21 protein-coding genes and 1 pseudogene are annotated in these 22,116 nt (G+C 32.9%); 20 read left to right on the top strand and 2 right to left on the bottom strand.

The window, feature by feature from the left end; genetic code table 11:
* Positions 1-29: 29 nt before the first annotated feature.
* From AC22L0_RS25270 to AC22L0_RS25245, 6 genes are all read left to right on the top strand, one after another.
* Positions 30-1,493: a CoA-acylating methylmalonate-semialdehyde dehydrogenase gene (locus AC22L0_RS25270; protein ID WP_087965390.1), complete on the top strand. Its 1,464-nt coding sequence runs from the start codon at positions 30-32 to the stop codon at positions 1,491-1,493.
* A gap of 154 nt (positions 1,494-1,647) precedes the next feature.
* Positions 1,648-3,582: a 3D-(3,5/4)-trihydroxycyclohexane-1,2-dione acylhydrolase (decyclizing) gene (gene iolD, locus AC22L0_RS25265; protein ID WP_087965392.1), complete on the top strand. Its 1,935-nt coding sequence runs from the start codon at positions 1,648-1,650 to the stop codon at positions 3,580-3,582.
* 122 nt (positions 3,583-3,704) lie between these two features.
* Positions 3,705-4,601 carry a myo-inosose-2 dehydratase gene (gene iolE, locus AC22L0_RS25260; protein WP_087965394.1) on the top strand — a complete coding sequence of 299 codons (897 nt, stop codon included), beginning with the start codon at positions 3,705-3,707 and terminating at the stop codon, positions 4,599-4,601.
* A 128-nt stretch (positions 4,602-4,729) separates the two neighbouring features.
* Positions 4,730-5,617 carry a class II fructose-bisphosphate aldolase gene (locus tag AC22L0_RS25255; RefSeq protein WP_087965396.1) on the top strand — a complete coding sequence of 296 codons (888 nt, stop codon included), beginning with the start codon at positions 4,730-4,732 and terminating at the stop codon, positions 5,615-5,617.
* A 63-nt stretch (positions 5,618-5,680) separates the two neighbouring features.
* Positions 5,681-6,472 (top strand): 5-deoxy-glucuronate isomerase, encoded by a 792-nt coding sequence (locus tag AC22L0_RS25250; protein WP_087965398.1) that lies wholly within the window; start codon positions 5,681-5,683, stop codon positions 6,470-6,472.
* 492 nt (positions 6,473-6,964) lie between these two features.
* Positions 6,965-8,143, top strand: a complete 1,179-nt coding sequence (locus tag AC22L0_RS25245) for an FtsW/RodA/SpoVE family cell cycle protein (RefSeq protein WP_087965400.1) — start codon at positions 6,965-6,967, stop codon at positions 8,141-8,143.
* A 483-nt stretch (positions 8,144-8,626) separates the two neighbouring features.
* Here AC22L0_RS25245 and AC22L0_RS25240 read toward each other — a convergent pair whose 3' ends face one another.
* Together AC22L0_RS25240 and AC22L0_RS25235 are read right to left on the bottom strand one after the other, a co-directional pair.
* A complete protein-coding gene (locus tag AC22L0_RS25240) occupies positions 8,627-8,785 on the bottom strand; it encodes a Phr family secreted Rap phosphatase inhibitor (RefSeq protein ID WP_000721406.1) in 159 nt (52 codons plus the stop codon).
* The gene (locus tag AC22L0_RS25235) at positions 8,785-9,885 is read right to left on the bottom strand and encodes a response regulator aspartate phosphatase (protein ID WP_025117910.1); all 1,101 of its coding nucleotides are present in this window, start codon (positions 9,883-9,885) and stop codon (positions 8,785-8,787) included. Before AC22L0_RS25235 ends, AC22L0_RS25240 begins: the two co-directional genes overlap by 1 nt.
* A 370-nt stretch (positions 9,886-10,255) precedes the next feature.
* On the opposite strand from AC22L0_RS25235, the gene AC22L0_RS25230 reads away from it, so the two are divergent.
* The 14 genes and pseudogenes from AC22L0_RS25230 to AC22L0_RS25165 all read left to right on the top strand — a co-directional run bounded on the left by AC22L0_RS25230 (position 10,256) and on the right by AC22L0_RS25165 (position 21,972).
* The gene (locus AC22L0_RS25230) at positions 10,256-10,474 is read left to right on the top strand and encodes a hypothetical protein (protein ID WP_071731559.1); all 219 of its coding nucleotides are present in this window, start codon (positions 10,256-10,258) and stop codon (positions 10,472-10,474) included.
* 447 nt (positions 10,475-10,921) lie between these two features.
* Entirely contained in the window at positions 10,922-11,521 is a 600-nt protein-coding gene (locus AC22L0_RS25225) for a hypothetical protein (RefSeq protein ID WP_087965402.1), read from the top strand.
* Between the two features lie 160 nt (positions 11,522-11,681).
* Positions 11,682-11,909 (top strand): hypothetical protein, encoded by a 228-nt coding sequence (locus AC22L0_RS25220; RefSeq protein ID WP_087965404.1) that lies wholly within the window; start codon positions 11,682-11,684, stop codon positions 11,907-11,909.
* Positions 11,910-11,970: 61 nt separating this feature from the next.
* The gene (locus tag AC22L0_RS25215; RefSeq protein ID WP_061655358.1) at positions 11,971-12,198 is read left to right on the top strand and encodes an ArsR family transcriptional regulator; all 228 of its coding nucleotides are present in this window, start codon (positions 11,971-11,973) and stop codon (positions 12,196-12,198) included.
* A 246-nt stretch (positions 12,199-12,444) separates the two neighbouring features.
* Positions 12,445-13,539 (top strand): response regulator aspartate phosphatase, encoded by a 1,095-nt coding sequence (locus tag AC22L0_RS25210; RefSeq protein ID WP_087965406.1) that lies wholly within the window; start codon positions 12,445-12,447, stop codon positions 13,537-13,539.
* Positions 13,536-13,673 (top strand): hypothetical protein, encoded by a 138-nt coding sequence (locus tag AC22L0_RS25205; RefSeq protein ID WP_170925766.1) that lies wholly within the window; start codon positions 13,536-13,538, stop codon positions 13,671-13,673. Before AC22L0_RS25210 ends, AC22L0_RS25205 begins: the two co-directional genes overlap by 4 nt.
* A gap of 1,151 nt (positions 13,674-14,824) precedes the next feature.
* Positions 14,825-15,118, top strand: coding sequence for an ArsR/SmtB family transcription factor (locus AC22L0_RS25200; protein WP_087965410.1), 294 nt, complete (start codon positions 14,825-14,827; stop codon positions 15,116-15,118).
* Positions 15,119-15,831: 713 nt separating this feature from the next.
* A pseudogene (locus AC22L0_RS25195) lies at positions 15,832-15,948 on the top strand (DDE-type integrase/transposase/recombinase); the annotation flags it as partial.
* A gap of 114 nt (positions 15,949-16,062) precedes the next feature.
* On the top strand, positions 16,063-16,983 hold the full coding sequence (locus tag AC22L0_RS25190; RefSeq protein WP_001273091.1) for an ABC transporter ATP-binding protein: 921 nt from the start codon (positions 16,063-16,065) through the stop codon (positions 16,981-16,983).
* The gene (locus AC22L0_RS25185; RefSeq protein ID WP_000247702.1) at positions 16,976-17,713 is read left to right on the top strand and encodes an ABC transporter permease; all 738 of its coding nucleotides are present in this window, start codon (positions 16,976-16,978) and stop codon (positions 17,711-17,713) included. Before AC22L0_RS25190 ends, AC22L0_RS25185 begins: the two co-directional genes overlap by 8 nt.
* Before the next feature lie 106 nt (positions 17,714-17,819).
* Entirely contained in the window at positions 17,820-18,419 is a 600-nt protein-coding gene (locus tag AC22L0_RS25180; protein WP_000010573.1) for an undecaprenyl-diphosphatase, read from the top strand.
* 801 nt (positions 18,420-19,220) lie between these two features.
* The gene (locus AC22L0_RS25175; RefSeq protein ID WP_000722986.1) at positions 19,221-20,486 is read left to right on the top strand and encodes an MFS transporter; all 1,266 of its coding nucleotides are present in this window, start codon (positions 19,221-19,223) and stop codon (positions 20,484-20,486) included.
* 74 nt (positions 20,487-20,560) lie between these two features.
* On the top strand, positions 20,561-21,250 hold the full coding sequence (locus AC22L0_RS25170; RefSeq protein ID WP_487272511.1) for a 4'-phosphopantetheinyl transferase family protein: 690 nt from the start codon (positions 20,561-20,563) through the stop codon (positions 21,248-21,250).
* Entirely contained in the window at positions 21,250-21,972 is a 723-nt protein-coding gene (locus AC22L0_RS25165; protein ID WP_000979067.1) for a thioesterase II family protein, read from the top strand. Before AC22L0_RS25170 ends, AC22L0_RS25165 begins: the two co-directional genes overlap by 1 nt.
* Positions 21,973-22,116 lie beyond the last annotated feature (144 nt).

Raw genomic sequence — 22,116 nt, 5'->3', positions numbered from 1 at the left:
CTACATTACATAAAAGGGAGAGAATGAATATGACAGTACAAACAGCACAAATTGTAAAAAACTACATTGGCGGCGAATGGGTAGAATCTATTTCAACTAAGATGGAAGCTGTATATAATCCAGCAACAGGGGAAGTAATCGCCCAGGTACCACTTTCAACAAAAGTAGATGTTGAACAAGCTGTATTAGCAGCAAATGAAGCATTCAAATCTTGGTCCAAAACAGCTGTGCCAAAACGTGCTCGTATTCTATTTAAATATCAACAATTATTAGTAGATAACTGGGAAGAGTTAGCGAAACTTATTACGATTGAAAACGGAAAAAGCTATAACGAAGCTTACGGTGAAGTTCTTCGTGGTATTGAGTGCGTGGAGTTTGCTGCAGGTGCTCCTACATTAATGATGGGAAAACAGCTTCCTGATATTGCGACAGGTATTGAGTCTGGTATGTATCGTTACCCAATTGGTGTTATAGGCGGGATTACACCTTTTAACTTCCCAATGATGGTTCCATGCTGGATGTTCCCACTTGCGATTGCTTGCGGTAATACATTTGTGTTAAAACCTTCAGAGCGCACGCCACTTCTAGCGGCAAAATTAGCTGAATTAGCTGAAGAAGCTGGTTTACCTAAAGGTGTATTAAATATCGTAAATGGCGCACACGATGTAGTAAATGGTCTTCTGGAACATAAATTAGTGAAGGCAATTTCATTTGTAGGTTCTCAGCCTGTCGCAGAATATGTATACAAAAAAGGAACAGAAAACTTAAAACGCGTGCAAGCATTAGCGGGTGCGAAAAACCATTCCATTGTATTAAATGATGCGAATCTTGAGCTAGCAACAAAGCAAATTATTAGTGCTGCATTCGGTTCAGCTGGTGAGCGTTGTATGGCTGCTTCTGTTGTTACAGTAGAAGAAGAAATTGCAGATCAATTAGTTGATAGATTGGTAGAAGAAGCTAATAAAATTGTCATCGGAAATGGTCTTGATGAAGATGTATTTTTAGGACCAGTTATTCGTGATAACCATAAAGAGCGCACAATTGGTTACATCGATTCCGGTGTAGAACAGGGTGCTACATTAGTTCGTGATGGACGCGAAGATACAGCTGTAAAAGGAGCTGGTTACTTCGTTGGTCCAACAATTTTTGACCATGTTACAAAAGAAATGAAAATCTGGCAAGATGAGATTTTTGCTCCTGTTTTATCCATTGTTCGTGTGAAATCATTAGATGAAGCGATTGAAATTGCGAATGAATCTCGCTTTGCAAATGGTGCTTGCATTTATACAGATAGCGGAGCAAGTGTACGTCAATTCCGTGAAACCATTGAATCAGGTATGTTAGGTGTGAATGTTGGGGTTCCAGCACCGATGGCATTCTTCCCGTTCTCTGGCTGGAAAGATTCTTTCTATGGAGATCTTCATGCGAACGGTACTGACGGCGTTGAGTTTTATACGAGAAAGAAAATGCTTACATCTCGTTGGGAAAAGTAATCATGAAGAGAGAAGTAGAATCTCTCTAGGTGCTTGTAAGCGAAAGTAACGGAAGTAGTAAAACATAAGAAGGAAGTATTAGGAGTCTATCAAATTCCTGATACTCCTTTTTCATATGCAGAATGACTGATAGAGATAGAAAGGAGCAAACAATATGCAAACTGTTAGAATGACGACGGCGCAAGCTTTGGTGAAATTTTTGAATCAGCAATACGTAGAGTTTGATGGAAAGCAACAAAAATTTATTAAGGGAATCTTTACGATTTTTGGTCATGGGAATGTAGTAGGCCTAGGTCAAGCTTTAGAAGAAGACGCAGGGGAATTAGAAGTATATCAAGGGAGAAATGAACAAGGGATGGCAAATGCTGCAATGGCTTTTGCAAAACAAAAACATAGAAAACAAATTATGGCATGTACTTCTTCAGTTGGTCCTGGATCAGCAAATATGATTACCTCTGCAGCAACAGCTTCTGCAAATAATATTCCCGTTTTACTGCTTCCAGGTGATGTATTTGCAACGAGACAACCTGATCCTGTTCTTCAACAAATTGAACAAACGCATGACTTATCTATTTCTACGAATGATGCTTTCCGTGCGGTAAGTAAGTATTGGGACCGGGTGAATCGTCCTGAGCAATTGATGACAGCTATGATTCAAGCCATACGTGTTTTAACGAATCCGGCAGATACAGGTGCTGTAACAATTTGTTTACCACAAGACGTCCAAGGGGAAGCTTGGGATTTTCCGACGTACTTCTTCCAAAAGCGTGTTCACCGTATTGAACGTCGCCTACCTACAAAAGCCAGCTTAGCGGATGCGGTTGAAATGATTAAGAGAAAGAAAAAGCCAATTATGATTTGCGGTGGTGGTGTAAGATACGCAGAAGCGGCAGAGGAACTCAAACAGTTTGCTGAAACATTCCGCATTCCATTTGGAGAAACGCAAGCTGGGAAAAGCGCAATAGAAAGCAATAATCCATATAATCTTGGCGGTATTGGGGTAACTGGAAATTTAGCAGCTAATACAATTGCAAAGGAAGCCGATCTTGTTATTGGGATTGGGACAAGATTTACTGATTTTACAACGGCATCTAAGCAATTGTTCCAGAATAAAGAGGTTGAGTTTTTAAACATCAACATTTCGGAATTCCATGCGAACAAACTTGATGCATTGAAGGTTATAGCGGATGCGAAAGAAGCGCTTCTTGCTTTAATAGATGAACTGCAAGTAATTGAGTATCAATCTAGTTACACAGTAGAAATCGCTGATGCAAAAGAGGCTTGGGAAACAGAATTAGCACGTTTGCATAACATTCGCTTTACAAGCCAAGATTTTAAACCAGAAGTTGAAGGTCATTTTGATGAGGATTTAAATGAATATGTAGACGCACTTGGTACAGAATTAACACAGACTGCGGTCATTGGACAAATCAATACATTACTTGATGAAGATGCAATTATTGTTGGTGCAGCAGGAAGTCTTCCAGGTGATTTACAAAGAATGTGGGCAGCAAGAAAACCTAATACCTATCACATGGAGTATGGGTACTCTTGCATGGGCTATGAGGTTGCAGGTGCACTTGGTGCAAAACTAGCTGAACCATCGAAGGAAGTATATGCAATGGTAGGGGATGGCAGTTATCAAATGCTTCATTCTGAGCTTGTCACAAGTCTTCAAGAAAATAAAAAAATTAACGTCTTATTGTTTGATAACTCCGGATTTGGCTGCATTAATAACTTACAAATGGGCAACGGTATGGGCAGCTTTGGAACAGAATTTCGCTACCGAAACCAAGAAACACGTAAATTAAACGGGTCTATTATGAAAATTGATTTTGCAGCTAGCGCGGCTGGATATGGTGTAAAAACGTATCATGTTACATCTATAGAACAATTACAGGAAGCGCTTAAGGATGCGAAAAAACAAACAGTTTCTACATTAATTGATATTAAAGTATTACCAAAAACAATGACCAATGGATACGATTCATGGTGGCATGTAGGTGTTGCAGAAGTATCTAATAGTCCAAGTGTACAAGCTTCGTATGAGAGTAAAGTAAGTAACTTGCAAAAGGCAAGATCATATTAGATTAGGACACAAAGAGAGCTTTTTATCTACATGCATATTGTCTAGGAAGTTCTCTTTTTAACGAACAGTTAAGTGAACTTGGCAAGATTCTATAACATTTTGCAAAGAGGAGAGATAAGGGGATGTTTAAAGAAAATACAATTAAGCTTGGAATTGCACCAATTGCTTGGACAAATGATGATATGCCGGAGCTAGGAGCAGAAAATACGTTTGAACAATGTATTAGTGAGATGGCACTAGCTGGATTTAATGGAAGTGAAGTAGGTAATAAATACCCGAGAAATACAGTTGTATTAAAAAAATCTTTGGAATTACGAAACTTGGAGATTGCTAGTGCATGGTTTAGTACGTTTTTAACAACGAAGCCGATTGAAGAGACGGTAGAAGAATTTATTAAGCATAGAGATTTCTTGCATGATATGGGTGCAAAAGTCATCGTTGTTTCAGAGCAAGGACATAGTATTCAAGGTTTAATGGATGTACCACTATTTCGAAATAAACCCGTTTTTACAGAAGAAGAGTGGGATAAGCTAGCAGATGGGTTACATCAACTCGGTAAATTAGCTCAGGAAAAGGGGCTACATATTGTATACCATCACCATATGGGTACGGGTGTTCAAACAACGGCAGAAATTGAAAAGTTAATGGATATGACGAATCCAGAGCTTGTATTCCTACTTTTTGATACAGGTCATCTTGTTTTTTCAGGAGAAGAGCCGCTTTATATTTTGAAAAAATATTTACCTCGTATTAAACATGTACATTTAAAAGATATTCGCCAGGAAGTAGTAGATGCTGTAAAGGAAAACAATTTAAGCTTCTTACAGGCAGTGAAGAATGGTGCATTTACAGTTCCCGGAGATGGCGTAATTGTATTTGATGAAGTGTTTAATACCCTTGCGAACTCTGAGTATAAAGGATGGTTTGTGGTAGAAGCAGAGCAAGACCCAGCTTTAGCGAATCCTTTTGAATACGCATTAAAAGCTCGAAAATTTATACAAGAAAAAGCAGGTTTGTAATTTAAGCATTTTAAGATTATCCCTAAGTAAATGGTATGGTAATCAACCTGTCTTCTTACAAAAGGGGTAAAAAGACGTGAAGGTTGGTTTTACATTTAATAAATAATATTGAAATAGGGGAGTATGTAATGCCATTAGTTCAAATGAAAGATATTTTAATTAAAGCAGATCAAGAGAATTATGGGGTTGGAGCTTTTAGTGTCGCTAATATGGAAATGGTAATGGGAGCTATTCGAGCAGCTGAAGAGTTAAGTTCGCCGCTTATTCTACAAATTGCGGAAGTTCGTTTGAATCATTCGCCAATTCATCTGATTGGTCCTTTGATGGTAACTGCAGCGAAAAAAGCAACTGTTCCAGTAGCAGTTCACTTTGATCACGGTATGACATTTGAAAAGATTAAAGAGACGTTAGAAATTGGTTTTAGTTCGGTTATGTTTGATGGCTCGCACTATCCGTTAGAGGAAAATATACAAAAGACAAAAGAAATTGTAGAGCTTGCGAAACAGTATGGAGCGACAGTAGAAGCTGAGATTGGCAGAGTAGGTGGTAGTGAGGACGGATCAGAAGATATTGAAATGTTGCTGACAAGCACTACAGAAGCAAAAAGATTTGCAGAAGAAACGGACGTAGATGCGTTAGCTGTTGCAATTGGAAATGCGCATGGTATGTACAATGGAGACCCTGATTTACGATTAGACCGCTTGCAGGAGATTAATGGGATAGTCGATATTCCTTTAGTATTACATGGTGGGTCTGGCATTAGCCCAGAGGATTTCAAGCAATGTATTCAACATGGTGTTCGAAAAATTAATGTAGCAACAGCGACGTTTCAGAATATAGTTTCTACGGTTAACACTGCTGTCCTAAATACTCCTTATTCAGATTACTTTATGTATCATCAAGATGTAATTGAGGCCGCATACGAAAACGTTAAAAATCATATGCTCATTTTCGGAAGTGAAAACAAAGCACAACCAGAAAAGGTTTCTTCATTAATTAATAGAAGGAACTCATAATTTAGTTAGCTGACAAAGATAGAGAATGATAGAGTAGCCATTAATTAAAAGGGGGAGAAAGCCGTGTTAGGAAAATTAGGTGAATTAAATGAAGGGTATAATGTATTAACAGAAATGAACGGTCAATGCAGTGATATGTTAATGGATATAGGCATATATAAGATGTCTAATGGAAAAGAAGAGCTGCTATTTGATAATAAAAATGAAACGGCAGTACTTTTACTAGAAGGGGCAATACGTTTAGAGTGGGATGGAATGGAAAAAGTTATTCAAAGGCAGTCTGTTTTTGAAGAAAACCCTTGGTGTTTACATGTGGCTAAAAATGTGAAGGTTACAATTACTGCTCTTTCAGATAGTGAAGTGCTTGTCCAAAAAACAGATAATGACCAAGAATTTGCGTCAAAGTTATATACTCCAAATGATTGTCAAAGTGTCGTAGCTGGAGAAGGCGTATGGGAGGGAACAGCTCAGCGTGTTATTCGTACAATTTTTGACTATAACAATGCAGCATATTCGAATATGGTTGTAGGAGAAGTTATTTCTTATCCAGGGCGATGGTCCAGTTATCCACCGCATCACCATGATCAACCGGAGGTATATTATTATCGCTTTAACAAGCCACAGGGATTTGGATGTGCAATGGTTGGGGAGGATGCTTATCGCGTTGTACATAATAGTTTTATTACAATTCCAGGTGAGCTAGACCACCCGCAAGCAACTGCACCTGGATATGCAATGTATTTTTGTTGGATGATTCGACATCTTGAGAATAACCCATGGAATGATCGTATCATGGTGGAAGACCACAAGTGGTTATTAGAACCAAATGCGAAAATTTGGCCAGAAAAAGAATAGATGAAAATAAAGGTTCTGGACAAACACGATGTCACTTGCAATTGTTTTTGCTCAGAACCATTAATTTTTTGTCAATGTAGGCAGGCTCTTATGTGAGGTAACGTAAGAGCCTGTTTAAATGTACTACCTTTTTTTATGTACAATAAGAATATAGACAGGGAGAGAAAATCCATATCCACTAAATTAGTAAATTTACGTATTGATTTTGCTTTTAAACAGTTATTTGGAACGAAAGGAAATGAGGAAGTTTTAAAGAAGAAAAGTAATTCTGGATAATAAGGACTTGTTCATTTTAGTTTAGGAAAAATTAATATTTACTTATTATTACTTTAACTATTTAAAGTGAAACCTTAAGAGAAAGTTTAGATAAAATAAAATTTCGCGTTATAACATAATAATGTAATTTTCATTTGAATAACAAAAAATCTTATAAAAAGGGTACTAGTAATTATTATGGAGCGTGGAATTTATTGAGTACTACAGGAGGGTTTCATGAGTAAAATAATAGTATTATTAAGGAGTCTAGATACAAAACTAATTTTAATTTTATGCATGTTTTGTATTATTAGTACCGCTGCAATTTATAGTAGTCAACAAACTGGTCAGTATGGAAGCACAAACTTTGCATTGCAGCAAGGTAGGAACTATATAATTGGTTTTGTACTGTTAATATTTGTTGCAAGTATTGATTGGGATCAATGGCAAAAGTTCTCTTGGCCATTGTATATTGTTGGGTCTGTGGCAATTGTTATATTAAAAATACTACCGGAGTCAACGTTTACTCCCGTTAAATTAGGAGCAAAAAGATGGTTTCAATTTCCTGTTATCGGTCAAATTCAACCATCGGAGTTTTTCAAAATTGCACTTATTATATTTGTCGCCAATTTAGTAGTGAATCATAACGCCAAATATATGATTCGGACATATAAAACTAATTTCATATTGGTCGGAAAAATTATGTTAGTTTCGATTCCTCCTATTTCTTTAGTATACAGTCAGCCAGATACAGGTATGGTGTTTTTATACGCAGCATCTATTGCATGTATTTTATTTATGTCAGGGATTCAAAAGAAATTAATTGCATTTTGTACAGTCATTCCGGTAACTATATTATCTACATTAATATTTATATATATAAAATATCCAGATTTTTTCTTTAAAGAATTAGTTACTAGGTTAAAACCGCACCAACAATCACGCATTATAGGTTGGCTAAATCCAGCTGAAAATGCAGATCAAGGATATCAAACGCAACAATCTCTTTTAGGTGTTGGAAGTGGTGAATTACATGGAAAAGGATTCGGTCAAGGTAGTGTATATATTCCTGAAAAACATACTGATTTTATTTTTGCTACCATCGCTGAAGAAGGTGGATTCATAATTGCAGCTATCGTTGTATTGGTCCTGTTACTTCTTATATATCGAATAACTATAATTGCTTATTCAGCAGAGAATCTGTTTGGTACATTATTATGTGCTGGGACAAGTAGTGTTTTAACACTACAAATCTTCCAAAACATTGGTATGATTGTTGGGATAATGCCGGTAAAAGGAATTGCACTACCTTTTTTATCATATGGAGGAAGTTCGCTATTTTCAAATATGATAATGATGGGGCTTATTTTATCGGTGCATAAAAATTATAAAAAATACATGTTTCAAGTTAATTAAAAGTTAAAAAAGTTTTAGGGATTTTTTGGGAATTTTAATTTTTGGAAATGAAAAGAAATAAGATATAGTCCGGCTAAAAAACTAGAGGACACTAATTCATTAAAGCAGCCATAAAAGGTGTTTTAAGAATTGGTGTCCTCTTTATTTTGAAAAAGGAGATGGGGAAAAAATGAAGGCGCTAAGGATTATTTACGTGTGTGAAAAAAATAATCGAATCAAGAAAACTAAGAAAAAACGAAAAAAGAAATTAAGCACTTGTGACATTGAAGGTTAAATGGGAATTCATGAACCACGCTATGAATGATCTTTAAATATTTTTCATTCTGCTCACGATTATATAGAAAAGTTGAAAGAAGAACGTGAATAGTCCGAAACAAATATGTTTCGGACTAGGGGTTCGATATTTTATCCATTTTATTCAACATTTTTTAAGGATTAAGAGGCTGAATTTTCTGATTTTTAAAGTGAGAAAAATGTATTACGTTAATCAATAGATACTCCACTAGAGACAATCGGTTTTGTTGGTGCTGGCGTATCTCCACCATTAAACGAAGAGTGTTGTGATACATTTAAACTAATCATGCTACATGCTAATGCACTTACTACTACCATACTTAATAACACTTTTTTTATTTTTTTCATTACTTTAACGCTCCTTTTCTCAAATGTTTCTTATCAGCATTATTACTAATATAGAAATATTTGCTCGCTTTAACATGATTATTTGCCTCGTAAAATTGGAGTGCTAAAATCTCTGCATATTCTTTTACACAATCCCACATGTCCTCTTTTTCAAAATAAGAAATTGCATCAGTAACTACTTTTTCTAGTTTAATTCTAGGTAGTTCTGTGATTAGTTCATTTAAAACTGCGAAACGATGCTTATATTCCTCATTTCCTGATTCATTTGTATACTTTATTCCTTGCTTGATATACGCTTTTGCTGTTTCAACTCCTTCTAAATTATAATATGCTCTTGCTAAGACAAATAATGCTTTAAAATGGTTCGGTATGGTATTTATAATTTCAGAACTCTGTCTAATCGCCAATGGATATAAATCTTGAATATTATATAACCAGCCTAAATTGGATCGTACTCGTAATAATAATTGTTCTTCATCATACTTCTTACAAACATCAATAACCATATTGAGACATTCTTCCGCTCTTTCAAATTCTCTTAGATCTATACAAGCCAGTCCATATACATTGTCGCATAAAGCAATATTAATTTCATAGCCTCCATGATTCCGGTATATTTCTTTGGCTTTTACGACATGTTGAATCGCTTCAAATGGTTGATAAGATTGATAACAGTAAGTTGAAAATCTATACTCAAACTCGGCTTTTTCTACATCATCAAGTATATTAATTAAAAGTTCTTCTGCCTTTTCATAGTGTGTTTTCGCTTCAGTATAATTTGCTAAAACTGTAGAGTGAATTGCCTTAAAGAAATAATAATAGTAAGCTAAAAATGAAAATTCCTCTTTGATATTAGGGAGTTTTTCTATTTGATTAAAAGAATCTTTTGTAATACTCATTCCATCTACTAAGACTTTATATCTAAAATTCAGTAGGGAATAATAGAATGATACATATTGGTCTGTTTCTATTTCCTTTAAACGTTCTTTTACTTGTAGATATATCTGTTTTGCTTCTTTTACATGATATAAACGAATTTCTTCATACCATTCATGTAATAATTCCATCAATTGCTTATTACTTTTTTCTTGAACAGTCATAATATCCCCCATTTCTCTGTAAAGACTTATTCTGATAATAACAGGAATTAGATAAATTAAATTTAACTACGTTTTTTTTCACTAATACACAGAATATTCTGAATTATAATGATGTACATGCTTTTAATTTTGAAAAAGTATAGTTAAGACAGTACAAGTTTCGTTAATGCTTTTTTTGATTTTGATTTATCAATTGTTGTCTATTGAATACTTCTTATAAGAAGTGGCGTAGCACTATAGTAGAAAAAGAGAGAGCTTATACTGTTATGGTATTGAGAAATATATAGGGCTTATTAAGCTTCAAGGGATTCCTCGAGAATAAATAGAAGTATATCCATATCTATTTACATTGAAGAGGGAGCATTAGTTTATGATAAGTTTTGGGATTAATTTCCGCCATATCATTAGTTATACACAAGAGAGTAGGAATCTTAGTAATATACGGATTTTAAGTAAGTTCGGTATAAGATTATTTGATATATATGGAGAACCATTACCTGTATCAGATGTTAATCGAGAATTAGTAACGGCATTAAAACGCCAAGACATAAATACGCAAAGATATATATTAAGTCATTTACAAGGTTAGAAAAACCGATATTATGCTGCGTTTTTCATACATATGTTCTATCCGATAAACCAAGAAGCTATCATCAAAGGTTTGTGAAATTTTATTTTCTTAAATCGATTGAATTACGTAGTAATATTTAAAAATTATTTAATTGGGTACTATAGTTTGTATCACCATGAAATGTATAAACCTCGTCTATATCAATAAAAATAGAATAAAGAATGTGTAATGAAGTACCCATCCAATTATTATGTGTATCACAATTGGATGGGTACTTTTTTACTTATTCCAAAATAGGGACAAAGCTAAATGCAATGGATAGTTATCAAAAAGCGAGTGTACAAATGTAACAAATGAAATTTCTATTCATAAGTGTGGTTCTTCTATTTCATCAAGGATGATTTAATACTTTCTTAGTTTTGGTTAAGGAAATTTATATACTTAAAGTAAAGGGGGTAATTTTTAATGAAGGGGGAGGAGAATTTGAAAATTTTCAACTCAGTTGCTCCTGCGCAAACAAAAAACGAAGATTTACCATTCGATATTTCCTGGATGACTGATTGGATTACAGACTGGTTTGGTTCTTTGTTTAACGGCAGCAGTGATGTAATAAAAGATGGGGGAGATAAAATAGATGGGGCAGTCTATGCAAGTGTGCCTGCATTTTTTGATGTTATTTTCCTTATCCTTTCTGTAGTAATTTTAATATCATTATTAGTTTTTGGTGCTTCTTTATGGTTTAAACATATAAAGTGGAAAAAAAGATCTATATATTTTGGAGTAGGTTCATTTATTTTCATACTGTTAATAAGGATTCTACCAGTACTAATGTTGACTACACGTTCTTTTGATTTTCAAACCTTTATGAGTAATATGGTGGGTTTAATTACTTCTATAATTTTAGGAACAGCTGTATTAATGTTTTTAATATCTTTAGCATTAGGTATGCTTTATAAGAAATTTGAACATCCCAAATATGGAAAATGGAGTTCAAGTTTAAGATATAGTTCAATTTTCATATTTGTAACGACATTGTTAGTTCCGGCCTTACTGCACCATTTATAATTTTGGTTTATATAAGGAGATAGAGGAATAGTGAAGGTAACATCTATATTATTCCTTCTAAATATACTAGTACTTTTTCTCCTTTAGGTTTCTAATTTAAATCTAATAAGTTAAAAAGCTTTTTGTTGTATGAGGTTTTGGTAAGGAAGGAGGAGTACTAGTGACTACGTTTATTGTAATGGTTAGTATTTTCTTAATTCTATTCGTAATTGGTCCTAAAGCGACTAAGAGAAAAGAAGAAAAAGAAAGAATAGAAAAGGAACATAAGCAGAAAATGGGGGATTTAGAGGAAGAAAAGATTGATTTAGATATTAATGGGACTAAAGTATGTTTACACAAGAAGCCTAAGCTAAAGAACAGTATATATAAAATAAAGGATAACGGGTAATTACTCAATTTTTTCATTTTGGCCAAGAAGACTTCTTCCTCAAGGAACGCGAAGTGAGTAGGTGGGAGATGAATCGGCTTCGGACAAGGGATGGAAAGAATTAGAACGTCACAAAATTTGTAATGTAACACAGTTAACAGAGTTATTAAATGTACCTCAATCTACTGTTTCTCAACATTTATCTAAAATGCGTGGAAAGATTCTGAGTTCAGAAAGAAAAGGATTAAAGATGTACTATCATATTGTGAATTCCAAAGCATGTCAGATTGTTAGTGTTTTAAGTCTATAAAGATTATGGATAAAAGAGTGAAAGAATGAAAGAATGTTTATTAGTAAAATGGAATAAAGCTTAAATAGAAAATAATAAGGTTGAATTAAATTTGAAAGTATCAACGTATAATCTTATATCGAAACGTTATAGCACCATATGCTAGCAAAACTGATCTTGTAAAATATTTCTCAATATTCTTAATATATGAAATATGGTAACATAAGAATAAAACTTATCTATACTAAGGATAAAGGGGGAGACAAAATGAATATTCAACTACAAGAAAACGATAAAGTTACACAGAAGTTAAATAGTTGGTATCATGAAATTCGTAAAAGAAATATTGAGAAATCTCGTGAATTAAAAGCTGAAATTGATTTATATATGCAAAACATAGATAAGAATCCAGATTTAGCATTATATTATGCCTTATTAGAATTTAGGTTTGAATATTTAATAGGCCATTTAAATATTGGAAAAGGTAGCTTTGATAAAATTGAAGGACTTGAACAGTCAACGGATAATTTATTGTCCTATTACTATCATTTTTTTAAGGCTATGTATTTGGCGATAACTGGAGATTATAAGTTGGCGAAAAAACACTATGAAGAAGCTGAAGTGAAACTGCAGCATATTCCAGATGAATTAGAACATGCAGAATTCTATTATAAAATAGCTACATTTTACTGTCACAACCAACAATATGTTTTAGCTCTACAACAAGTAGATAAGGCTAAAGAGATCTTTAGTAAGCATAGCGATTATGAATTAAATATAGGATACTGTAATAATCTTTATGGATTACTTTGTATTCATTTAAAAGAATATGAATTAGCTGAAGAGCGTTTAGTTTCTGCTTTGGATATATTTAAGAAAAATGAAGATAAGCATGCTAGTCTTATCGGTCGTCATAATTTAGGGTTTCTATACAGCAATCAAAATTTATCAGAATTAGCAATCCGTCATATATCGGAAGTAATTGCCGAGTCTCCTAACAATTATAGAGCACTTTTAATTTTGGCTTGTGAACTTGCAAAAGTGGGGGAAAAAGATAAAGCATTAAATGTATTTGAAACAGGATTGGAAATTAGTAATGATTTAAAAAATATAGAATATCAGCATCATTTCCAAATCTTAAAAGGCATACATCTAGATATTCCAGGAGAAGAGTTAGAAAAACTTATAGTATCTGGGAATGATTATTATACAAAGGAAAATTTATATGAATATATTCAAGAATATAATGAAAAATTAGCCATAAAATATTATGATGAAGATAATCATATGAAAGCATCTAGATACTTTTACTTAGGTTCAAAGGCAAATAGTGTGAATAAAGAAAGGGTGGGGTTAAAATGAAAAAATTAATATATTTATTGGCAGGAATCTCTACCGTTTTCGTTTTTAGTTTAGCGAGTGCAAATATTCAAAAAGAAACTTCAATAGTAACACAAGAAGTGACGCAATACTCACATGGAAACACTGGTGGTTAATAGAAAGGCTGCACTGGAACTTAGCGGAAAACCTTGCAATTTTATAGGAATGCAAGGTTTTTTTCTTTATTCTAATTTCATTTCACCTTTATACTGATGTGAAATGAAATTGAGGATTTACAAAGAATTTACTATACGAATAAAAAACAAGATTGATTGTTAGCTGTATGCCTGACAAATTTTGAATTCGTTAGAAAAGGACGTTGAAATGTAAAAGCCCTGTTATGAAAGACAGGGCTTTTCAAAAAGGAATGACAGTTAACAACTGAAGGCACCTTTATATTACCATTATTAGTATTTTAATTCTATTTAGTTATGTTGAGAAATAATATATGTTTTGACACTCCCGTGGATAAAGCCACAAGCTGACTAACGTCAGTGGGATTCTTGCTATCAAAGGTGAATTCTATTTCTAGTATCGCTGACGTGCAAGATTGCGGTGTGGCATCACCACTCCGTATCCAGTGCATATAGCAGATACGGCACTCACTCTATTACCAAACGAGTCAGATTGTGAGTTCTCAAATGTGTTTTAGCGTCTTGTGCTTGACGATTCAATACATTTTACGGAGTAGAAGAATTTGTTACTCCAACCTCCTATGTATTCTGTTTTCAGAGAACAAGATTGTTTTAGAGACTTTTACTTGTCTATTATGAAAATGATACCATTTCAAATTCTTGATGTACGGAACGTACCTTCGGTTTTTTATTTGTACATCGTATTTGACCTCACTCTCATCCCACCCCTAAAGTGGGTGCTATCACACCATAGTGGGCTTTCTCGTTCGGAAAATCTGTAAAAGGTGGGATGAACAGAGATTTCTTATACGTGTTACAATATAAAAAGTTAAATATCGAATTTAAAATTGTCTTTAAAGAAGGAGACAATTGCTTAATGAAGCTTATTAAGCCTTATTCAAAGTTATGTAAAAGAATAATTTCATAAACATTAATAAAATTAACAAAAAATATTCTAGCTAAAAATTAGAGGACATCCATTCATTGAAGCAGAAAAAATGTTTTCAGGATAGATGTCCTTTTTGTATTAAAAAAAGAATATATTTTCTTAACAGGATAAATAGTAATTATCTATAAGTGTTACTTATAAGGATAATAGGAGAATAGAAATTAATGATAAAGGAGAATGCGAAATGTTAACAGTAATATCTAATAGTGATCTAGCTAAAATCCGTGAAGAAGATGTAGATGTATTAAAGGTAATGTCGCATCCAGTTCGATTAAAAATCATAAGTGAATTAATGCATCATAAAATGTGTAATGTTACACAGTTAACGGAAATATTAGGACTTCCACAGTCCACTGTTTCACAACATTTAGCAAAATTAAAAGGAATCGTACTCCGTGCAGATAGAAGAGGTTTAGAGATGCACTATTATATTGAGAATGCTAAAGCTCTTCAGATTGTAGAAATTTTAGGATTATAGGTCAATTTTTCAGAGTGTGGGGAACCCTTTAAGATTTCCCACACTCTGAAAAAAAGACATCTTTCGAGTGTCTTTTCTTGTTGGTAAAAAGCTCACTCACATATTGATGAATTAGATAAGAAACCATAACTCTACTATGGAATAAACAACATAAGAAATTCTAACATCATCTGGAAAGAGAATAATATGTAATATTGCATTTGTTAGTCTGTATCTATATTGGTAGATAAAAGCCACCAATATAAATAAAAAGGACATGCAGTCGTAACTGCCGCCCTTTTAGGAGGAATTCAAGATACCAACAGGACGCGTATTGGTAAACAGGTTCAAAAATAGTATATGTGTTAAGAAAAAGTCCTATACAAAAAAACTACTGTAAGCAAGCCTATTTGTATGTGAAATAAAGAAGGGCCGTCCTATTTGGAGGGCTCTTCTCGTTTGAAGAATTAATATTCAAATAGTTTATCCATTAAATTTTGAATTTCACGCCTTCTTTTTTCTATTTTCTTTTTATCAATTGTATACTAATTACCCTCAATTATTAATTGAGGGTAAAGAAGTAACTGTTGAGACTAAGTTTACTGAGAAAGAAAAAAGGTTTTGTAAAGCTAGCCATTACTTTCGTTGGTACTAAACAGCAAGAAAGAGAAATAGTAGTGTTTGAATACTTATTACATAAAGGTCAAGAAATTGTAACATACCCTGATGTTAATCAGATTTGGAAAAAGAAAAACAAATTTACACACTATACTTGGCATCTAGATGAGACTTATATCAAAGTCAAAGGAGAGTGGGGTTATCTTTATTGTACAAGGGAGCAAGATGGAGTTAATGATGAATAGTTAATTTCATAATTAAGAAATAGTTAAGAAATAGTTAAGCCCGGTTTAAAATTTGCTTTCTATACTAAAAACATAAGCATACAAGAAAGTTGGTGTTCTTACATGAGCGCAATAATAAAGACTACAAATTTAACAAAGATTTATGGCAATCAGAAATCAGTGGATAATCTTAATATAACCGTAAATCAAGGAGAAATTTACGGCTTTTTAGGTCGAAATGGTGCAGGGAAGACGACTACAATTAGAATGTTATTAGGATTGATAAAGCCCACCCATGGAAAGATTGAAATATTTGGAGAAGATTTATTAAAAAATCAAAAAGAAATACTTAAAAGAATTGGGTCTATTGTTGAAGTCCCTGGATTTTATGAGAATCTTACAGCACGGGAAAATCTACTAATTAATGCGAAAATTATTGGGATACACAAAAAAAATGCAATTGATGAAGCGTTAGAAATCGTGGGATTGCAACATGAAACTAAAAAGCTTGTGGGTAAATATTCTTTAGGGATGAAGCAAAGATTAGGGATTGCTAGAGCTCTTCTTCATTACCCAGAATTATTAATATTAGATGAGCCTACTAATGGTTTGGATCCAATAGGAATTAAGGAAATTAGAAGATTGATACAAAATTTGGCTAAAGAAAGAAAAATTACTTTATTAATATCCAGCCACATTTTATCAGAAATAGAACAGTTAGTAGATCATATGGGGATTATTCATGAAGGTAAGCTCTTAGAGGAAATCGAATTTAACAGCCTTAGAAAAAAGAATCGCAAATATATTGAGTTTCAAGTATCGAATGACAATAAAGCTACAAAAATCTTAGAGAAAAACTTTGGTATTTTTGATTATGAGGTTCATAATGAGGGGATTATTCGCGTGTATTCTAAACTTGGGCAACAAGGAGATATTAATAAAATATTTGTACAAAATGATATTCAGGTTTTGAAAATCTTGATGAGTGAAGACAGATTAGAAGATTACTTCACAAAATTAGTTGGAGGTGGAACAATTGGTTAATCTGTTATATACAGAATTATTAAAGCTAAAACGATCCCATATGTTCTTAATTAGTATTCTCGGTGCATCGGTAGTACCTTTTATGGTAGTAGTAGCATCATTTGTAAGCCTAAAAACTAAACATCCTACTCCTACTATTGTATTTAGTCAATTGTTTGGTGAAGTAAATTTATATACTGTTCTAATAATAGGAGTACCACTATATGGGGTAGTAACCGCCTACCTATTTATTCGGGAATATACAGAAGATACATTAAAGAATTTATTAACTATACCTGTATCACGTATGAATTTTCTTATAAGTAAATTCCTACTTCTATTTTCGTGGATTATGATGTTAACTTTTGTAGCATGGGGATTAACATTATTATTAGGGATAATATTTCAATTTGATGGACTAAGTTCATCCTTAATAAGGGAATCTTTTGTACAGTTTTTGATAGGTGGATTATTGCTTTTTATTTTATCAACACCAATCATACTTTTAACAATTGTACTTAAGAATTACGTACCGACCATTGTATTTACAGTTGTAATAACCATGATTAATTTAATGACAGCAAATTCAGAACATAGAGGATTGTTTCCATGGGCAGCAGCAGGTGATATCTCAAGAAATACGCTTCAGCCCACTTATCCTCCCGAGTACTCCTATATAGGTATATTCGGAACATCTATTATTGGATTAGTATTATTGATTTCATATTTTAAAAAGGTAGATATTCATTAAGAAAAATAAAATGGGACCATCTAAAACTATTAGGTAGTAACAAAAAGTAGATTAAAAAATTTTAATTAGCGTTTGATTTATATATATGGTAAGGAGGAGTTTGAAAATGTCTTTTTCTCAGTTCAATATTGATGCTTTTCGAGCCGTTAACGATTTAGGTAAACAGTACCCATTTCTCAATTCTACTATGACGTTCGTGGCAGAATATATGGTATATTTCTTAGCTTTAATTATTGTAGTGTATTGGTTTACTCGATCTAACCAAAATCGAATGATGATTGTTCAAGCGATGATTGCTTTTGTGATTGCTGAGGTTATCGGGAAAATAGCAGGGAAGTTTCATTCAAATTATCAACCATTTGCAGAGTTACCCAATGTTAATAAATTGGTAGAGCATGCTGTTGATAATTCATTTCCAAGTGACCATACAATTTTATTCTTTTCAATTTGTTTTTCATTTTGGCTTGTTCATAAAAAGATTGGTTGGTTATGGATTACACTTGCATTCTGTGTAGCCATTTCTCGTATTTGGGTAGGAGTTCATTATCCTTTCGATGTTATAACAGGTGCTATATTAGGGATTGTTTCAGCGATAATTGCTTATTGGTTAGTACCAAAAGTTACTTTCTTGAAAAGAATACTTTCTATATATGAAAAAGGGGAAAACTACATTTTACCTGCAAAAGATAAATCAAAAAATTTTTAAGGAAAAACATCTGAATTATAAGTAGCTTTTTGCTTATAGTGTTAATTTGATGTTAGATAAAGATGCAACATTTCTAGGACAATTGAAGTGGCTTAAACTTGCCACTTCAATTGTCCTAGAATGACTGATTAAAAATATGGTTTATATATGTATCATAAATACGAATAACGTTTTCTTGGTAAGAATTTACTCATTACAATTTTTTTTGGAAGACTAAACCTCATAGACATACCCCATATCATTTTCGCTTCAAAAATGAATTTCATACTTAAGTTAAAACAGTTATAAGGGATAGGATAACATTGGTGTTCATTCCTTTTTGTAATAATTGTGGATATACATAATTATTTTTTGGAAAACAATTTACAGTAATATTACGTTTTTTAGAGGAGAAATCAAGTTGTCAAAATCACTAATAAGTATGATTTATTAGTGATTTTGGCAACTTGAGAAAATAATTCGTTTATTATTTTGATTACAATATAAGGTAGTATTAGAATGTAGCGTTGAAAGTTAGAGAAAATAAACTGCATATCAAAAGGAGGATGCTTTTGGATAGTTATGTTTGGATTATGAATATCAGAATGAAAAACTATACAATTTAATGAGTGGTAGTGTACATTTGGACGTGTAATTCGCGATAGAAATCTAATGGCAAATTATATCTTAAAGCAGTGTGTTAGGCTCTAACCACAGGAACTGCGATGAACGTTAGGGATTTAGATATTCTACTTTTCAAACATAGCAAAGGTGTTAAATTCTGAATAATTAGAATTAAGTCAAATTAAATGGGGAGTCCTTATGAAGAAAATTTTAGTTATATTTCAAAATGGGAATTACTCGAGGCTATTTTTTGCATCTTTTACTTCACAAATGGGTAGTACAATTGGTTTAACTGCACTTATGTTTTATTTTTTAAATCGTTTTTCGCACCAACCTGCATATGCTACTATTACGGAATTGATGTTGTCTTTGCCCACATTAGTAGTATTTTTTCTTGTTGGTGTAGTTACTGATAGGATTGATCGACAAAAAATAGCTCAAAATTGTGATTGGATCTGTTCTATATTATCGCTTTTATTATTGTGGTCTCTTTTTCTAAACTGGATGCCAGTAGCATTTGCGCTGTTATTTTTAAGAAGTATGGTAAAGAGCTTTTTTACACCCGCGCAATCATCCCTTGTACAAGGTGTTTTAACAAGAGATGATTATGCTACTGCAGTTGGTTTGAATCAGATGGTTACAAGTTTGTTTATGCTTTTTGGTAGTGGTATCGGGATTTATTGTTATTGGGTAATCGGTATTTATGGTGCAATCTTAATTGATGCAATTAGTTTTTTTATTAGTGCTCTTCTTATAAAATCTTGTAGAATGTCAGAAGAAATTCGTATGCCAAACGGAAAACATAATATCAAGGATTTGAACATTTCAATTGTAATGAAGGATTTTGTGAAGGGAATACGTTATATTTTGAACCACAACTTGTTACTTACACTTATCTCCGGATTTATAGTTTTCGGAATTTTAAATGGAGGGCTCTCAGTGATGCAGGTATTTATTTTAAAATACAAACTAGCCCCAAGAAACTATGAAGAAGTTTCAATTATATTAAGTATAGTCTTTGGTATCGGGATTTTACTTGGTAGTGTTATAGCATCTATACTTTCTCAAAAAATAAAGCTTTATCATTTACTAATTTTAGCTTTGTTTATTGGAGGAGGAGCGACTATTTTGAGCTCATTAGTCAATACAGTTTGGCTGTATGTTATCTGTACGGGCATAGTTGCCCTAGCACTTCCGATGATTAATGTAGCTATTGGAGGTTGGATTCCGAAAATAGTAAATCCAAAAATGATGGGAAGAGTACACGGGTGTATTAATCCTTTGATGATGCTCTCACAGTCACTAACCTTACTTTTTATTGCTGGATTTTACCCAGGTATTCTTGCAGTTGAAACTCTTTTTTGGATAGTTGGCGGATGTTTAATATTTGTAGGAGTTTTTTACATGATTAGCATTCCACGATTAATGAAAGTAGAAAAATCAGCTAGCATAACGCTCGAATAATTGTAGTTGATCAATTAATTTAACTAGGATTTGCGAGGGGTTTTATGGAAATTTTTGTTACCAAAATTAAAGATATGAATGATCGGAAATTAGAAAAAATTTGTTCGTGGATAGATGAAGAGAAAAGATATAGGATAAAAAAATTTATTAATAAAAAAGATAAAATTAGAACCTTGATTGGTGAATTACTAGTAAGGACTCTAACAAATAAAAAGCTTAAAATCGGTAATGAAAGAATAGTATGGGGGAAAAATAATTATGGAAAACCTTATTTAAAGGGGTATCCGAATTATTACTTTAACATTTCACATTCGGGAGAATTTGTAGTATGTGCAATTAGTAATCACCCTATTGGAATTGATATTGAACAAATAAAACATATTGAATATGAAGAAATAGCAAAAAGTTTTTTCTGTGATAGTGAATATGCTTATATACAAAAAGGTGATGTTAATCATCAATTGAGGAAGTTTTATGAGGTATGGACATTGAAAGAGAGTTATATTAAATGCTATGGAAGCGGATTATCAATGTCACTAAAATCATTTTCTATTAATATAGATAGTCACAAAGCTGTTCATATACTTTTCGATAATAGAGAAAAGAGTAATTCTTATTCAATGGCGATTTTTGATATAGAGTTAGAATACAAAATGGCTGTATGTTCATTAAATGAAGAAATTTCTAGTAATATAACAGTGATTAACCAAGATATTATTATTAATGATTTTTACAAACTTTTATCAGATAGAGGTGCATTTTAATGATGTTATTTTGTTTGCCTTATGCAGGAGGATCCGAAGCGTTATATTATAAATGGGGTGATTATCTAACCCCATCTATAAATCTATGTCCAGTACTGTTAAAAGGAAGAGGGAAAAGATTCAATGAACCATTTTATAATAGCTTAGAAGAAGCGGTAGATGACATCTTTGATAATATTCGGGACAAAATATGTGAGGAAGATTATGCAATTTATGGACATAGTATGGGGAGCCTATTAGCGTATGAATTATACTATAAAATAATAGGAATGGGATTCAAGAAACCCAAGCATATCTTTTTTTCTGGATACAAAGCACCGAGTGAAAGGGAAAAGAAGGAGATAACTTATAATTTACCAAATAACGAGTTTAAAAATAGAGTTATAGAATTAGGGGGAACTCCAGAAGAATTAATTCGTAACGAAGAATTGTTCGAATTTTTCATTCCTTTACTAAAACATGATTTTAAAATAGTTGAAACATATGAATATAAAGAAAAAACGGACAAAATCACATGCGATATTACTGTATTAAACGGAATAGAAGATTTAATTAGTCTAAAAGGCATAATTGGTTGGAAGAAGCATACTTGTGGAAATTTTAAGATTTATAATTTGGAAGGAAATCATTTCTTTATAAATAACAATGTAAAAAAAATTACAACAATAATAAATGATACGTTAACTGAGGTTGAGAACTACTCGCCACTTAGCAAAGCTTGAAGTGGGAGCTTCTCAGTTCCACGACGAAAGTAACCTTTCGTCTCCCTGAGCGTTACTTTGGGGTGTTCCATCCCTAGATGTCCAACGCATGGATGTTCTGTTGGTACGGTTGATATTTTACGCAGGAACCGAATGGCTTGGTTT

The organism is Bacillus sp. LQ01, assembly GCF_057624735.1.
The sequence above is the reverse complement of the archived record's forward strand: the minus strand, read 5'-3'. Positions and strand labels throughout refer to the sequence as shown.

Bases quoted from the DNA above. Each gene is read 5' to 3' on its own strand.
- AC22L0_RS25270 (WP_087965390.1), top strand. From the start codon at position 30: ATGACAGTACAAACAGCACAAATTGTAAAAAACTACATTGGCGGCGAA.
- iolD (WP_087965392.1), top strand. From the start codon at position 1,648: ATGCAAACTGTTAGAATGACGACGGCGCAAGCTTTGGTGAAATTTTTG.
- iolE (WP_087965394.1), top strand. From the start codon at position 3,705: ATGTTTAAAGAAAATACAATTAAGCTTGGAATTGCACCAATTGCTTGG.
- AC22L0_RS25255 (WP_087965396.1), top strand. From the start codon at position 4,730: ATGCCATTAGTTCAAATGAAAGATATTTTAATTAAAGCAGATCAAGAG.
- AC22L0_RS25245 (WP_087965400.1), top strand. From the start codon at position 6,965: ATGAGTAAAATAATAGTATTATTAAGGAGTCTAGATACAAAACTAATT.
- AC22L0_RS25240 (WP_000721406.1), bottom strand. From the start codon at position 8,785: ATGAAAAAAATAAAAAAAGTGTTATTAAGTATGGTAGTAGTAAGTGCA.
- AC22L0_RS25235 (WP_025117910.1), bottom strand. From the start codon at position 9,885: ATGACTGTTCAAGAAAAAAGTAATAAGCAATTGATGGAATTATTACAT.
- AC22L0_RS25230 (WP_071731559.1), top strand. From the start codon at position 10,256: ATGATAAGTTTTGGGATTAATTTCCGCCATATCATTAGTTATACACAA.
- AC22L0_RS25225 (WP_087965402.1), top strand. From the start codon at position 10,922: ATGAAGGGGGAGGAGAATTTGAAAATTTTCAACTCAGTTGCTCCTGCG.
- AC22L0_RS25210 (WP_087965406.1), top strand. From the start codon at position 12,445: ATGAATATTCAACTACAAGAAAACGATAAAGTTACACAGAAGTTAAAT.
- AC22L0_RS25205 (WP_170925766.1), top strand. From the start codon at position 13,536: ATGAAAAAATTAATATATTTATTGGCAGGAATCTCTACCGTTTTCGTT.
- AC22L0_RS25200 (WP_087965410.1), top strand. From the start codon at position 14,825: ATGTTAACAGTAATATCTAATAGTGATCTAGCTAAAATCCGTGAAGAA.
- AC22L0_RS25190 (WP_001273091.1), top strand. From the start codon at position 16,063: ATGAGCGCAATAATAAAGACTACAAATTTAACAAAGATTTATGGCAAT.
- AC22L0_RS25180 (WP_000010573.1), top strand. From the start codon at position 17,820: ATGTCTTTTTCTCAGTTCAATATTGATGCTTTTCGAGCCGTTAACGAT.
- AC22L0_RS25175 (WP_000722986.1), top strand. From the start codon at position 19,221: ATGAAGAAAATTTTAGTTATATTTCAAAATGGGAATTACTCGAGGCTA.
- AC22L0_RS25170 (WP_487272511.1), top strand. From the start codon at position 20,561: ATGAATGATCGGAAATTAGAAAAAATTTGTTCGTGGATAGATGAAGAG.
- AC22L0_RS25165 (WP_000979067.1), top strand. From the start codon at position 21,250: ATGATGTTATTTTGTTTGCCTTATGCAGGAGGATCCGAAGCGTTATAT.